The sequence below is a fragment of the Paenalcaligenes suwonensis genome (assembly GCF_011290505.1).
GTDB lineage: Bacteria > Pseudomonadota > Gammaproteobacteria > Burkholderiales > Burkholderiaceae_B > Paenalcaligenes > Paenalcaligenes suwonensis.
Map to the genome: position 1 here is coordinate 1 of NZ_JAANPV010000004.1, position 14,242 is coordinate 14,242.

14 protein-coding genes are annotated in these 14,242 nt (G+C 50.1%); 4 read left to right on the plus strand and 10 right to left on the minus strand.

What is annotated here, in order from left to right:
* A partial coding sequence (locus tag GY634_RS07085; protein ID WP_166407858.1) for an IS3 family transposase occupies positions 1-233 on the plus strand: 233 nt, incomplete at its 5' end.
* Here the strand turns inward: GY634_RS07085 and GY634_RS17435 are convergent.
* Positions 191-646, minus strand: coding sequence for a 4Fe-4S cluster-binding domain-containing protein (locus tag GY634_RS17435; protein WP_166408116.1), 456 nt, complete (start codon positions 644-646; stop codon positions 191-193). The two genes, GY634_RS07085 and GY634_RS17435, sit on opposite strands and share 43 nt — an antisense overlap.
* 312 nt (positions 647-958) lie before the next feature.
* Positions 959-1,861 (minus strand): LysR substrate-binding domain-containing protein, encoded by a 903-nt coding sequence (locus tag GY634_RS07095; RefSeq protein WP_166407859.1) that lies wholly within the window; start codon positions 1,859-1,861, stop codon positions 959-961.
* 151 nt (positions 1,862-2,012) lie between these two features.
* Here GY634_RS07095 and dkgB point away from each other — a divergent pair, with 151 nt between their 5' ends.
* The 3 genes from dkgB to GY634_RS07110 all read left to right on the plus strand — a co-directional run bounded on the left by dkgB (position 2,013) and on the right by GY634_RS07110 (position 4,848).
* Positions 2,013-2,816, plus strand: a complete 804-nt coding sequence (gene dkgB, locus GY634_RS07100) for a 2,5-didehydrogluconate reductase DkgB (protein WP_166407860.1) — start codon at positions 2,013-2,015, stop codon at positions 2,814-2,816.
* 38 nt (positions 2,817-2,854) lie between these two features.
* Positions 2,855-3,976 (plus strand): alkene reductase, encoded by a 1,122-nt coding sequence (locus GY634_RS07105; protein ID WP_166407861.1) that lies wholly within the window; start codon positions 2,855-2,857, stop codon positions 3,974-3,976.
* Between the two features lie 86 nt (positions 3,977-4,062).
* Positions 4,063-4,848, plus strand: coding sequence for an SDR family oxidoreductase (locus GY634_RS07110; protein WP_166407862.1), 786 nt, complete (start codon positions 4,063-4,065; stop codon positions 4,846-4,848).
* 63 nt (positions 4,849-4,911) lie between these two features.
* On the opposite strand, the gene GY634_RS07115 is transcribed toward GY634_RS07110, so the two are convergent.
* The 8 genes from GY634_RS07115 to GY634_RS07150 all read right to left on the minus strand — a co-directional run bounded on the left by GY634_RS07115 (position 4,912) and on the right by GY634_RS07150 (position 14,084).
* Positions 4,912-5,616, minus strand: a complete 705-nt coding sequence (locus tag GY634_RS07115; RefSeq protein ID WP_166407863.1) for an SDR family NAD(P)-dependent oxidoreductase — start codon at positions 5,614-5,616, stop codon at positions 4,912-4,914.
* A complete protein-coding gene (locus GY634_RS07120; protein ID WP_166407864.1) occupies positions 5,613-6,650 on the minus strand; it encodes a histone deacetylase family protein in 1,038 nt (345 codons plus the stop codon). Before GY634_RS07120 ends, GY634_RS07115 begins: the two co-directional genes overlap by 4 nt.
* A gap of 21 nt (positions 6,651-6,671) precedes the next feature.
* A complete protein-coding gene (locus GY634_RS07125; protein ID WP_166407865.1) occupies positions 6,672-8,276 on the minus strand; it encodes a dipeptide ABC transporter ATP-binding protein in 1,605 nt (534 codons plus the stop codon).
* The gene (locus GY634_RS07130) at positions 8,276-9,115 is read right to left on the minus strand and encodes an ABC transporter permease (protein ID WP_166407866.1); all 840 of its coding nucleotides are present in this window, start codon (positions 9,113-9,115) and stop codon (positions 8,276-8,278) included. The genes GY634_RS07125 and GY634_RS07130 overlap by 1 nt, the downstream gene beginning before the upstream one ends.
* Positions 9,115-10,089 (minus strand): ABC transporter permease, encoded by a 975-nt coding sequence (locus tag GY634_RS07135; RefSeq protein ID WP_166407867.1) that lies wholly within the window; start codon positions 10,087-10,089, stop codon positions 9,115-9,117. The genes GY634_RS07130 and GY634_RS07135 overlap by 1 nt, the downstream gene beginning before the upstream one ends.
* 12 nt (positions 10,090-10,101) lie before the next feature.
* Positions 10,102-11,679, minus strand: a complete 1,578-nt coding sequence (locus GY634_RS07140) for an ABC transporter substrate-binding protein (protein WP_166407868.1) — start codon at positions 11,677-11,679, stop codon at positions 10,102-10,104.
* 90 nt (positions 11,680-11,769) lie between these two features.
* Positions 11,770-13,029, minus strand: a complete 1,260-nt coding sequence (locus tag GY634_RS07145; protein ID WP_166407869.1) for an aspartate aminotransferase family protein — start codon at positions 13,027-13,029, stop codon at positions 11,770-11,772.
* Positions 13,026-14,084: a phosphotransferase gene (locus tag GY634_RS07150; RefSeq protein ID WP_166407870.1), complete on the minus strand. Its 1,059-nt coding sequence runs from the start codon at positions 14,082-14,084 to the stop codon at positions 13,026-13,028. The genes GY634_RS07145 and GY634_RS07150 overlap by 4 nt, the downstream gene beginning before the upstream one ends.
* Positions 14,085-14,242: the final 158 nt, after the last annotated feature.

Genomic DNA, 14,242 nt, shown 5'->3' on the forward strand with positions numbered 1-14,242 from the left:
TGAGCAGACGAGGAAATTGCCACGACAATGCTGTGGCCGAAAGCTTCTTCCAGTTACTGAAACGAGAACGTATCAAACGTAAAATCTACAACACAAGAAACTTAGCTCGTCAGGATATCTTCGACTATATCGAGATGTTCTACAATCCGGTTCGCCGACATAGTCATGCCGCGAATCTTTCACCTGTACACTACGAACAGCAATATTTTTCTGAGGCAACGAAGTATCTATAAAAGTCTGGTCGATTCACAAACCGAATATTTTTATGATGAGATAGGTTTATTTTTTTTATATACAGTACAGCTGCCTGCACCATATCAAAACGCAATAATGGATCTCCACCCTGAAACTCTACCGTTAAGGCTTTTGCTTCACTTTGAAATATTGACTCACAGGCCTTGTAAAGACACTCGTCACTCATAACATGATGAGAGTCTGTCAGTGAACGACTGACCTGACAGTATTGACAGGAATGGGCACACTGAAGCGTAGGGACAATAATGTGAAGGCATGGCCCAGCTTGTACAGTCTCCCGCCGGGCAGATTCCCTTGATAATAGTAAGCTATCGCTTCCTAGAGCATCGATAGATCTGATAAAAAAATGCGATTTAAGTGTTGCTTGTTCACTTAGGGAAAAACGATCAATTTAGCCATTTTCTAGTAATTTAATTTGACCATCATCAAGAAATAAAAAATCACCCGATGAGCTCACTACTAACCATTTCTCACCCAATTTTCTAGCGTTATAGGGCAATGCTTCTGCGGCGTACATATCTATAACATTCCACTATCCATTATCCTAAAATTCGAATTTACTATATATTACAGTTCATTTATTCCCATAAGATAAATTCAGAAACTTAAACTCATAAAGTAGCTATATAGCTTCCAAAAAACCACAGCAAAGCACTAATTTAGATCTGGCGTATAACATCGCCACGCTCTTTTCAGAAACCGCCTACAACCTACACTCCCCTTCGGTTATCGCCTCGATTACGTAATCTACAAAACACGCAATCCGTGAAGCCAGCGCTGTATTGCGGTAATACACCGCATTAATGGCCCTGCGCATATCAAGGGAGTCCTGAGGAAACAGCACTACTAATCTGCCGCTTTCTACATCGGCAGCAGTCATAAAGTCTGACAAGCTCACAATGCCTTCACCTGCTAACGCTAATTGGCGCAGGGTTTCGCCGCTGGATGAGGTCATGGTGGGGCGTATTTGCAGCAGTTCGCCATCGGCACCGTTAATGGGCCACTGATTTAGCGTTTCAGGTTTAGAAAAACCCAATAAGCGATGCGACAACAAATCAGAAGACTGCCGTGGGTTGCCCATTTCCGCTAAGTACTCTGGGCTCGCCAACATGCGCAAGCGGCTGCTGCCTACTGGACGTGCATGCAACGTGGAATCGCGTAGTTGCCCAATCCTAAATGCCACATCCGTGCGCTTTTCCAGCAAGTCGGTAATACCGTCATTGCTGTTTAGCTCTAATTCCACCTGTGGAAAACGTTCTCTAAAACCTTTCACCAACGGCACCAATACATGCAGCATGAAAGGTGTAGCCGCGTCGACACGCAAACGCCCTGCAGGCTGACGTCGGCGAGCAGCCACTTGCTCTTCGGCCTCCACCACTGACATCAAAATAGAACGCGCATTTTTTAAGAATGCCGCCCCTTCCTCTGTCAGTTCTAATCGCCTAGTCGTGCGACGTAACAAGGTGGTTTGCAGCTTTTCCTCTAAACGCCCCAAACAACGGCTGGTTGCCGAGATAGTGAGTCCTAAATGTTCCGAGGCTGCTGTAATAGACCCCGCATCCACCACTGCCACAAAGGCCTGAAGCTCATCTAAGGTTACTTTCATATTTGATTTTTATTCAATAGTATTTTCCTACTGCACAGCTTAATTCACAAATATAAAACTGGCAAAATACTTTTCATACGATGACTGAGCACGCAGTACTACGCATCAGGACTCCCTACCCCTTACCTGATTCAGGAGCTTAACCATGCCCATGACTATCCCTTCATTTGGTGTTGGTACTTTCCGCCTAACTGGCCAAACCGTTATCGACTCTGTACACAATGCCTTAGATGTAGGCTACCGCGCCGTAGATACCGCGCAGATTTACGGCAATGAAGCCGAAGTAGGTCTAGCAATTGCTGAAAGCGGTGTACCCCGCGCTGACTTGTTCGTGACCACCAAGATCTGGACCGACAATTACGCTAAAGACAAACTCATCCCCAGCCTACGTGAAAGCTTGGAAAAACTGCGTACGGATTACGTGGACCTTACCTTGATTCACTGGCCCGCCCCCGGTAATGGCGTATCGCTACCCGAGTTTATGGAAGCCTTGGCAGAAGCCAAAGCACAGGGTTTAACACGCCAGATTGGCGTATCGAATTTCAATATTGCACTCACCCAGCAAGCCATAGATGTGGTGGGTAAAGGCCAAATTGCCACCAACCAAATCGAACTTAGCCCTTACCTACAAAACCATAAGCTGACCGCCTTTCTGAATGCACAAGACATCGCGGTGACCTCTTACATGACATTGGCTTACGGCAAAGTGCTGAAAGACCCTGTGCTGGAAAAAATTGCCAGCAAACACCATGCCACGGTTGCACAAGTCGCATTGGCGTGGGCCTTACAACTAGGCTATGCCGTGATTCCATCCTCTACCAAACGTGAAAATCTGTGCAGCAACCTCTTGGCTAAAGACCTAAAACTGGATGCTGACGATATGGCACTGATTGCCAACTTGGAACGCAATGGCAGGGAAGTGAACCCTGAAGGTTTAGCCCCCGAGTGGGACTAATCACGCATCCTCAAACCGCTTATTCTGGATACACCGCTATGTCTACCACTACTGCTTCACTGTTCACCCCCTACTCCTTGGGTGAGCTGCCATTACCTAACCGCATTGTCATGCCACCCATGACGCGGTCACGCTCTAGCCAACCCGGCGATGTGCCGAATGAGCTAATGGCCACCTACTATGCGCAACGTGCCAGTGCCGGCCTAATTATCAGCGAAGGCACATGGATTTCACCGCTAGGTAAAGGCTACGCATGGACGCCTGGCATCTGCACCGAGGCGCAAATTGCTGGCTGGCGCAAGGTAACAGACGCCGTACACGCAGCTGGCGGTAGAATTTTTGCGCAACTGTGGCATGTAGGTCGTTTAAGCCATAGTAGTTTGCTAGATGGACAACCACCCGTTTCGTCTTCTGCCCTGCAAGCCACTGGTGTTAATGTGTACGTTGTGGAAGCCGATGGCAAGCCTGGTTTTGCCCAAGCTTCTACACCCCGTGCGTTAAGCGTGGAAGAAATTCACGACATTGTGGACCAATACCGCCAAGCCGCCCGTAATGCGATGGCCGCAGGTTTTGATGGTGTAGAACTGCATGCCGCAAATGGGTATTTGGTGAACCAGTTTATTGACTCCAATGCCAACACACGCACAGATGAGTACGGTGGCTCGCTGGAAAACCGCTTGCGCTTCCTTAAAGAAGTTAGCCAAACCTTGGTAGAAGGTGTGGGTGATGCCAGCCGTGTAGGGATACGACTCGCGCCCCTCACCACCCTAAATGGATGCTCTGATGCCGACCCTGAAACCACCTATACCGCTGCCGCAAAACTGCTGGATCAGATTGGTGTGGCCTACATTCACATTGCAGAAGCCGACTGGGAAGATGCACCATTGATGCCAGCCCCCTTCAAACAGCGCTTACGTGATGCCTACAGAGGTTGCTTAATTTACGCGGGCAACTACACCGTCGAGCGTGCAAACACCGCTATAGCAGAAGGTTGGGCTGACTTAATCGGCTTTGGCCGCACCTTCATTGCCAACCCCGATTTGCCTGAACGTTTACGCGTAGGTGCCCCCTTAAACACCCCAGAACGTGAGACCTTTTTTGGAGGCGACGCCAAAGGCTTCACCGACTACCCCACCTTAGCTGAAGCCACTACGGCTTAAGCCACCCACAACAAGGCCAGGAAATACGTTGCAGCATGCACGTATGTACCTGGCCATTACTGTTTTTTCTACTAAAGGAGCTTTTCATGGATTTAGGTATTTCTGGACGCTGGGCCATCGTTTGCGCCGCCAGCCAAGGCTTAGGTAAAGGCTGCGCCGAAGCCTTGGCCCACGAAGGTGTGAACCTTGTGATCAACGCCCGTACTGCTGAAACACTGGAACAAACAGCAACTGAGTTGCGTGCACGATTCCCCGCCATTGAAGTGCGTACAGTAGTGGGTGATGTCGCCCAAACAGACATTCAAGAAACCTTACTCGCTGCTGCGCCACAGGTGGATATTTTGGTCAACAACGCTGGCGGCCCACCACCCGGTGACTTCCGCGACTGGGATCGCACCGACTGGCTTAAAGCCTTAGATGCCAACATGCTCACACCCATTGCATTAATGAAAGCCGTGGTAGATGGCATGGCAGAACGAGGCTTTGGTCGTGTGATCAACATTACCTCTGGCGCGGTCAAAGCCCCCATTGATATCCTAGGGTTATCTAACGGTGCTCGCAGCGGTTTGACAGGCTTTATTGCTGGCGTCGCCAGACAGCATCGCTTGGCCGGTAAGAACGTAACGCTTAACAACTTACTACCTGGCGCATTTGATACGGCCAGATTGCAGAAAACACTGCAAGTAGCCAGCCAAGCCAATGGCGACTTAAACGCCGTGACCGAAGCCAGAATCAAAACCATCCCAGCCGCACGCTTTGGTACCCCCGAGGAATTTGGTGCGTACTGCGCCTTTTTGTGCAGCAACTACGGTGGTTACATCACCGGCCAGAATTTGCTGATTGATGGCGGCGCTTACCCTGGGACTTTCTAAGCTTAGCCGTACGACACAGCCCACCCTTCTTCAAGCGTGGGCCGTTTACACTGACATACCTTATTAATACTCCGACTCTACCTGCCAATTGATAGGTATCTCGGCAATACTGGCCGTAAATGGTAATGACAGCACCGTTCTGACAACGGTTGCTACATCTTCAGGGCGTGTGATCTTGGCCTGAATATCCGCAGGTACTTGCTGCGCCATATCCGTTGCAATGAACCCTGGGCATATGGCTGTTGCCCGTATGCCTTCGGTGTCGCCGCAATGGCGTATACCATGCGCCAAACTGAGTGCTGCAGCTTTGCTTAAGGCGTAAAGTGACGCCTCGGCGGTACGCACCCTTTTGCCTGCTAACGATGCCACCACCACTACCCGCGCCTGATCGGACTGTTTCAAATACGGCCATGCATATTGGGTAATACGACGAGGTGACTTCACATTCACGTTGAAGATTTCGTCTACCTCAGCCTCTGTGGCCGCCATCACAGAGGTGCTACTGAGTATCCCTGCGTTATGCACCAGCCCATCTATACGGCCAAATCGCTCTACCGCCGAATTCACCCATGCGGCTTCACTGCTGGGGTCGCGGGCATCATAAGGGCTCCAATGCAGCGCATCACCCCACTCACCTAGATTTGGCTGACTACGGGACCCCACACTCACCCGCCATCCTGCCTGCAGCAACTCTACCGCAATGGCTTTCCCTAGACCACGAGCAGCACCACTCACCAGTGCTACTCGGCTGTGTGTAGGTAATGTCATGCGCGTTTATCCAAGAAGCCGTTTAGCAACGAACGGGTATTAGCGCGCAAAGCCTCAATCACATACCCCCCTTCTTGGACAAACAAGGTAGGTAGGTTCAATTGCGCTAATCGTTCTCCCAACACCGCGTAGTCCACCGTATCCAAACACAAGTTACCAAAGGGGTCGCCCCTAAACGTGTCATAACCTGCCGCCACGATTAATACATCAGGGTTAAAGTCAGCAATACGCTGTAAGGCTCGTTCAAACTGTGGACGGTATTGGGCTATTTCGCTGCCTGCGGCAATAGGGATATTCAAGTTATAGCCCTCACCTGCTCCCACGCCTATTTCATCGTCGTAACCGCAGATAAACGGGAAAATCACGTCTGGGTCACCGTGTATAGAAATGGTCAGCACATCATCACGATCATAAAATAATTGCTGAGTACCATTACCGTGATGCACATCTATGTCTAACACAGCTACGCGACTAAACCTTGTGCGTAAACGTTCTGCTGCCAAGGCTGCGTTAGCAATGAACGACCCGCCCATTGCCATATCGCGCATAGCATGATGGCCGCTTGGACGCGACAACACATAAACTTCACGAGCACCGTCTAAAATAGCTTGCGCACCACTTACGGCTGTTTCAGCACCGGAATGCACATTTTTCCAGGTATCTTCCACCACAGGTGATGCACCATCACCCAAGTAATACCCTGCTTTAGCAACCGGTAGACTGCCCTTCATTTCTGGGAAATAACGATTGGGCCAAATATTGGGGCGCACCTCAAACGAAGAGCCTGCACGCTTGCTCCATTCCTCTGTTGCCGTTTGCAGGTAATGCAAATAATCCTCTGAGTGCACTTGATGCAATTCGGGCATCAACACACTGCCGGGCGTCACGTAGTAGCAGTCTAATTTTAAGTCTTGTAAGGCTGCTTCTACTTGCGCACCACGCCCTTGCGCATCATGGTGTGGCTGCAGTCGCCCACGCACCAAAGCGTTACCGGTCCAGTGATGATCGTGAAATGGTGATATGTACGCTTTCATGGTCTACGTCCATCTAAAAGATTATTTCCAATCCCTGCCAGGCATAGCGTCAATCAATGCCTTGGTATAGGGATGCTTGGGTGATTGCAATACCTCAATGGCATCACCCTGCTCAACGATTTCACCGTGCTGCAAAACGATAATGCGCTCGCACAGCTGGGCAGCCACACGCAAATCGTGCGTAATAAACAGCATGGAAAGCGACAACTCCGTTTTCAGCTCATTCAACAGTTTTAAGACTTGCTCTTGTACAGAAACGTCCAAGGCCGACACAGGCTCATCCGCAATGATGAGTTCTGGATTCACCGCGATGGCACGCGCAAAACCTAGCCGTTGACGCTGCCCCCCTGAGAACTCATGAGGAAAGCGCTCCAACGCGGCTTCATCTAAACGCACAATGTTGACTAACTCTTTAGCCCTACGTAAGGCCTGCTCTCGGGATACCCCTTGTGCAATCATGCCTGCCGTCAAAATAGTAGAAACACGATGACGTGGGTTTAGCGAACTGTAGGGATCCTGAAAAATCATCTGTACGCGTCGACGTAAGGCTTTATCTTCAAACGCATGCGCTTTTAATAAGTCGTGTTCTTGCATGCTGGCGTGCCCTGCATCAGCTGGAATTAACCCTGCCAAAATTCGACCAATCGTAGATTTACCCGAACCAGACTCCCCTACCAGCCCTACAGTTTCCCCTTTATGTATGGTGAAGCTCACCCCTTTCACGGCCTGAAACTGCTGCTCTGGCTTGAATAAACCTGCACGCTTCACGTAGGTTTTACGTAGCCCCTCTACGTTCAGTAGTACATCTTCTGGCTGAGCAGTTTCAGGATGCTCTGGTGGAACAGACGACGGCACCGCATCCAACAACGCTTGGGTATACGGTTGTTGTGGATTACGCAGCACTTGTGCTGCATCACCCTCCTCAACAATACGCCCCCCTTTCATCACCACCACGCGGTCGGCAATTTCCGATACCACCCCAAAATCATGGGTAATGAACAAAACGCCTAGCCCTTTACGCTGCTGTATGTCTATCAAGACGCGCAAAATCTGTGCTTGGGTCGTCACGTCCAATGCCGTAGTAGGTTCATCAGCAATCAGAATTTCAGGTTCTAATGCCAAGGCCATAGCAATCATCACCCGTTGGCGCTGACCACCCGACAACTGAAAAGGGTAAGAAGCCGCCACACGTTGGTAATCACTAAGCCCTACAGACTGCAATAGCTCTGCCACGCGTTCTTGCATTTGCTCAGATGACATCTGCGTGTGTTCACGCAAGGTTTCTTGCACCTGTTCACCACACCGCATCAAGGGATTCAGTGCGCTAAGCGGCTCTTGGAAAATCATCGAAATACGGCAACCCCGTATTTGACGCAAGGCGCTTAACGACTGCCCCAATAACGGTAGCTCACCCAACTGTATGTTTCCTTGCGTCACCGCCAACCCTCGTGGCAACAACCCCAACACGGCATGCGCTAATGTGGATTTTCCAGAGCCCGACTCACCCACCACGCACACAACCTCACCGGGCCGTACCCGCAGCGAAACATCTTCCACCGCGAAAGCTCTATCCCCCCCCTTGGGTAAGGCAATACGGATGTCTTCAATAATCAGTTCTGCGCTCATCATCCTTCCTTACGATGCAGTTTAGGATTCAATGCGTCATTCAACCCTTCGCCCACCAGATTCACAGCCAGTACGGTCATGAAAATGGCCAACCCAGGGAACAAACACATCCACCACGCCAAACGCAGCAACGAACGTGAGGCACCTACCATGTACCCCCAACTCATTAAGTTAGGATCACCTAGCCCTAAAAAGCTCAACGCACTTTCTAGCAAAATGGCATTAGCTACCATCAACGAAGCCATCACAATCAACGGTGATAAACAGTTAGGCAGAATTTCCACCAACACAATGCGAAGCTTAGTAAGCCCCTGCACCAATGCAGCCTCTACAAACTCGCTGGTTTTCAAGCGCATAAACTCTGCTCGCACTAAACGAGCAATAGGCGGCCAACTGACTAGCCCCACCGCCGCCACAACGGACCACAAGGAAGGCTGAAATATCGCCACAAATAAAATAGCCAAAAAGAAACTGGGAATGGTTTGGAAGATTTCCGTCAGACGCATTAATGCTTCGTCCGTACGTCCACCAAAAAAGCCTGCTGGTACCCCCACCAATAAACCTATAGTGACGGCAACGAGGGTAGCAGCCCCGCCTACCAGTAATGACGCACGCGCCCCATGTGCAATACCCGAAGCAATATTGCGGCCCATGGAGTCAGTACCTAACCAATAGCCGGGCTCTTCAAATGGCTTCAAAAAGGGCGCAGCATCAGCGTCCCACGGATTGCCGGGGAATAACAGCGGAGCAAATACCGCCACAAAAATCACCAATGCCAAGACCAGCAAACCAATGACTGCCCCGCTGTTCTTCGTAAAACGTGTCCATAATCCACGCATCAGACACCTCGCATCCGTGGATCAACCACGACATACAGCAAATCAGTCAGCAAATTCAGCACTACCACCACTACCGAGGTGCAAAAGAACACACCCAGTAAAATTTGATAATCGCGCTGCATCAGTGCATCAAAGGCCAAGCGTCCTACACCCGGCCACGCAAACACAGTCTCCACCAGTACCGAACCACCTATAAGCTGACCAGCTTGCAAGCCTGCCAAGGTAATCACCGGCAATACGGCATTACGCAGTTGATGCACCCACACTACTCGTGACGACGACAACCCTTTGGCCCACGCTGTTTTCACATAGTCGGCCATTTGCACTTCATTCATAGAGGCTCGTGTCATTCGGGTGTACAACGCCACGTTAAAGGCCCCTAAGGTCACAATAGGTAGGAAAGCATGGTGTGCAATATCTAACCAGCGCGACATGCCCGTTAAGGTAGAACCCATTTTTTCAAAGCCAAACGGCGGGAACCACGGCACATAGACAGAAAAGATCAGCACCAACATTAGCCCTACCCAGAAAATAGGTGTGGCATAAAACGCCAGCGATGCAGCCGTAATCGCTGAATCTTTCCATGTACCTCTGTACCGACTGGCCAGTACTCCTAACAACACACCTACTATCAACGACAGTGCAAAAGCGGGTAAGGCTAAAACCAATGTGGCAGGTAAACGGTCGGCGATCAAATCCCATACCGGCTGCTGTTGCCTATAACTAAAGCCCAAGTCGAAACTTGCCATGGACTTCAAATAGCTACCCAATTGCACTATCAACGGTTGATCTAAATTGAATTCCTTGCGCAGCTGATCCAGAAATTGCTGATCCGAGGCTCCAGCCTCACCGGCCAACACACTGACCGGGTCGCCTGGAGCCATACGTACTAAGGAGAAATTAATCACCAGTACCGCCACCAACACCATCAAGGATTTCAGCAGAACAGGAATAGCTGCCAACACATACCTCATGGCGTGCTCCTGTTAGGGTTCCAAATAGGTGGTTGCAAAGTTTTCTGCTACACCAATGGCCGAGGTAGTCACATTTTTCACTTTGCTAGAAGTAATAGTGGGGAAAGACAGCTCTACCAACCAAATGGATGGGGAATCTTCCATCAACAATGCGGTAGCTTGTTCGTAAAGCTCCTTACGCTTAGCCTGATCGTTTTCTACAGCAGCGGCAGTGAATAAGCGATCAACCTCGGGGTTGGAATAACCCGACGCATTGCTGCCATAAATACCCTGACGGATGTTATTGCTTAGGTAAGTACGATCTACGCCTAGCGCTGGATCAGAATACTGATACAAATACACCACCACCATTTCAAAATCCCAGTCGGCGTATCGACGTGCCCAATTGCCGGCATCAGTACTTTCCAGCACTACCTCAATACCTACTTTGGACAACGAGTTTTTGATGTACTCAGAGACCTTGTTCCAGGTATCACCATACGGCAGGCCCAGCAGTTTTACCGTTGCACGCTTGCCATTGGCATCTGGCTTCAGCCCCATTTCATCCAACAGCGCAATGGCCTTATCCGGGTTGAACTCATAGCCTGGCACTTGGTTATCGTGATACTTAGTGACCGACGAAATAGGGCCGGTTGCGGGTCTGGCCGCACCAAAGAAAATACGCTTAGCGATAAAGTCTTTATCAATGGCGTACTGCATGGCTTGGCGGAAACGTTTATCTGCCAATGGGCCATCACGATGATTCAGCTCAATAAACGCTTGTGGGCCAGCAAACTCATAGCCTTGATGTGTAATATCCAACTCTGGATTACCTTGCAACTGAGGCAAGAAGGCGAAATCGATGTCACCAAAACTTGCGACTTGTACAGAACCGTTTTCTAGTGCCAGCAAGCGTGATGCGGCATCGGGAATGACTTGGAAATAAATGCTATCTAGGTACGGCAAACCCTCTTGCCAATACTGCTCATTACGCACCACCTGCACATAGCGCCCACGCTGCCATTCTTTGAATTTGAAAGGCCCAGTACCAATAGGAGTCTGGTTCGCAGGGTTGTTGCGATAGTCTGTGCCTTTGTACAAGTGTGCAGGCATCATGGGCGCACTGGACACTTCCAGGGTGTTAATAAACGGCGCAAAAGGCTCTTTTAACGTAATGACTACCGTATGCTCATCAGGCAGATCAATCTTATCTACGCGAGATAAGCTGGCTCTAGCCCTGGAATGCGTCTCGGCCAACATGTCTTGCAACGAGAAGCGGACATCCTCAGAGGTAAAAGGTTTGCCATCGTGCCATGTCACCCCTTCCTGCAGGTTAAAGGTATAGGTCAAACCATCAGGACTCACTGCCCATGACTTCGCCAAACCGGGTTGTGGGTTCAACTCAAAATCGTAGGTCAGCAGCCCTTCGTAAATTTTTCCTGCGGCAATCTGTGTAGGGGTTTGTTGATTCAAGGCATAAATCAGCGTGGGTGGCTCTGGGTTCAAGATTACGTTAATAGACCCGCCAGTGGGTTGCGCCACACTGTGTCCTGCAACCAATAATGCAGCGCCTCCCAATGCGCTTTTCCACCATGTCATTGTGCTCTTCATTGTCTGCTCCTTATCGTTGTATAGGGACGCCTGCTCTCGTTGGCAGTGCGTTTTCCACGGGATGTGCCCCCCGTTTTATTAGGCGTTTGATTACGCCTTCACGCCTTGCAATTGCTGTTGCAACACCTCCATAAAGTGGGCCACATGCTCTTTGCAAAAAACCAATGGCGGGCGTATTTTCAGGGCCTGATTACTTTGCCCGCAGGTGCCTACCAAGATGCCCTCTTGGCGTAACCCATTTACCAGCAACACAGCCAGTTCTGATGCCGTATGTAGCTTGTTATCTTGCAACGCAATTGACCAGTACAGCCCGCCCCCACGCACGGCCTGCACCTCTTCGTGTTCGGAGACTAAGGCATGTAATTGCTGGCCCAAATAATCGCCTACCTCTTGTACATGCTCGGTAGCATTTAAGGTGTGTAGCTCTTGCAAAACGGCCAACCCTACGGCTGCCGACACAGTGTTTCCACCAAAGGTGTTGAAGTAGCGGCAACGTAGCCCAAAGTCGTGTAGCCATTGCTCACGCACCACTACGGCACCAATAGGATGGCCATTGCCCATGGGTTTACCTAAGGTGACCATGTCGGGGATCACATCATCTTGTTGAAATGCCCACCAGTTTCCGCCCACGCGTGCAAAGCCACCTTGCACCTCATCAGCAATAAACAACCCACCGTGCTTACGCACGGCTTGTGCTGCTGCTGCCAATACCCCCTGACTAGGAATGTACAAACCATCGCTGGCAAATACGGTATCCACCATCAACGCACACACCGGAAAACCTTTGGCTGCCAAGCGCTGTGCCGCTTCGTCCACGTGCGCCGCAAAACTTGCCGCAATCTCAGCAGGAGTACCGCTCAAGCACGTTGGTGCGGGAACAACCTCAACATGCTCTGCCACAGGGCGTAGTGATGGCGACATATCAGCCAACTCACTGGTCACACCGTGGTAGGCATTTTGTGTCACGATCACACCGCGACGCCCCGTCACCTCATGGGCAATACGCAAAGCCAAGTCGTTGGCCTCGCTACCTGTGCATGTAAAGACAGCCCGATTTAACTCACTGGGAAACAACGCCAACAATTGTTCGGCGTACGCCACGACGTTTTCATGCAGATAGCGAGTATGGGTATTCAAGATGCTGGCCTGCTTTGTCATGGCTTGCACTACAACAGGATTGGCATGCCCAACCACTGGAACGTTGTTGTACATATCCAAGTACTTTTTGCCATCGTTATCTTCTAGCCACACACCTTCGCCACGTACCAAATGCACGGGCTCTTCATAAAACAGACGGTAGGCTGTACCCAGTACTTTTCGTCTTTCTAACAAAGAAGTATCGCTAGTCATCTCACTTTATCTCCTGCTCTGGATACTTTCCAGAACGTCATTAACTGTTTGAATAACCTTTCTGCCTCGGCTCTGCTGCGAAGAATATAGGTGCTGTTGGCAGGAAACTGGTCTGCACGCCACGAGGTAATAACAATGCGCTGCACCAGCCTGGCTAATACCAAATCCAACACTGTCGCCTGCTCTGGCTCGCTTAACTCCAGTACCTCACTGTAACCAGCCAACATGGCATCTAATACCGCTAATGGATCTGTGCCACGGCTCATTTGATAGGAGGCTGTCACTGCCAATTCAGCAATACGTGGTGCATACACCATGTCCCCAAAATCCAGCACTCCCACCACACGTTTTCCTGCGTCGCAGCTCAACATGTTGCTGGGTGATAAATCGTTATGAATCACCTGTTGGGGCAAGCTTTTCAAAATAGGCTGTATGGTCTGCTCGAATTGCTGCATAAAACACTGCACCAAATCATGTAGCTCTTGTTGCTGAATCACCGGCAACATAGGCTTAAGCAAATGCAACTGCGCCACATCCCATAAAAATGGCCTATGTGCCCCCGCATGCTCAAACGATTGCATCGCTTTCGTTACCTGTGCTGCCGCTTTGCCAATGTCGCGCCATACGGCAGGTTCTGCCTGCAGTGCGCTACCAGGAAAGCCTTCTAAGTAGCTATAGGCTCGTACTCGTACAGGCCCATCTGGCATAACAACGTCTATCCAATCTTGTATCGCACGGGAAGACGGAATATGCACAGGTACTTCACGCTCTATTCCCGATGTTGCCAAATGCTTTAGCACGGCCACCTGCATCGCTGTTTCTTCTGCACTTTCCGCGTGGTTGATGAACTTCAAGGTCAAACAATCGCCATTGGCACTGCGCACCATGAAATTTCTATCGCGCTCACCACTTAGGGCTTTGATGTCTTCAGCCTCGTCAAAATAGCTCCGCATCACACATCGTGCGTCATCCACACTCACCTGCGGGGGCGACGTGGTCAGCAACGCATTGGTCATCACAAACGCCGAATTCTGAGGCGGCACAAAAGTGGTCATAGCATCCACACAAAGAATGATTATTTTTGATGCATGATACATCATAATTTTTTTCACTCTTAATGATCGTTAACCCTATTGGGGTTGAACCCAGCAAAAACCCCTTAAAATGATTTATGATGCATCAACTTAGAAAAACACTGAGCTACAGATACGGT

What these genes read in the sequence shown, in the direction of transcription:
- GY634_RS07150 (WP_166407870.1), bottom strand. Translation starts at nt 14,084, where the DNA reads ATGACCACTTTTGTGCCGCCTCAGAATTCGGCGTTTGTGATGACCAAT.
- GY634_RS07135 (WP_166407867.1), bottom strand. Translation starts at nt 10,089, where the DNA reads ATGAGGTATGTGTTGGCAGCTATTCCTGTTCTGCTGAAATCCTTGATG.
- GY634_RS07140 (WP_166407868.1), bottom strand. Translation starts at nt 11,679, where the DNA reads ATGAAGAGCACAATGACATGGTGGAAAAGCGCATTGGGAGGCGCTGCA.
- GY634_RS07115 (WP_166407863.1), bottom strand. Translation starts at nt 5,616, where the DNA reads ATGACATTACCTACACACAGCCGAGTAGCACTGGTGAGTGGTGCTGCT.
- GY634_RS07125 (WP_166407865.1), bottom strand. Translation starts at nt 8,276, where the DNA reads ATGAGCGCAGAACTGATTATTGAAGACATCCGTATTGCCTTACCCAAG.
- GY634_RS07145 (WP_166407869.1), bottom strand. Translation starts at nt 13,029, where the DNA reads ATGACTAGCGATACTTCTTTGTTAGAAAGACGAAAAGTACTGGGTACA.
- GY634_RS07105 (WP_166407861.1), top strand. Translation starts at nt 2,855, where the DNA reads ATGTCTACCACTACTGCTTCACTGTTCACCCCCTACTCCTTGGGTGAG.
- GY634_RS07130 (WP_166407866.1), bottom strand. Translation starts at nt 9,115, where the DNA reads ATGCGTGGATTATGGACACGTTTTACGAAGAACAGCGGGGCAGTCATT.
- dkgB (WP_166407860.1), top strand. Translation starts at nt 2,013, where the DNA reads ATGACTATCCCTTCATTTGGTGTTGGTACTTTCCGCCTAACTGGCCAA.
- GY634_RS07120 (WP_166407864.1), bottom strand. Translation starts at nt 6,650, where the DNA reads ATGAAAGCGTACATATCACCATTTCACGATCATCACTGGACCGGTAAC.
- GY634_RS07110 (WP_166407862.1), top strand. Translation starts at nt 4,063, where the DNA reads ATGGATTTAGGTATTTCTGGACGCTGGGCCATCGTTTGCGCCGCCAGC.
- GY634_RS07095 (WP_166407859.1), bottom strand. Translation starts at nt 1,861, where the DNA reads ATGAAAGTAACCTTAGATGAGCTTCAGGCCTTTGTGGCAGTGGTGGAT.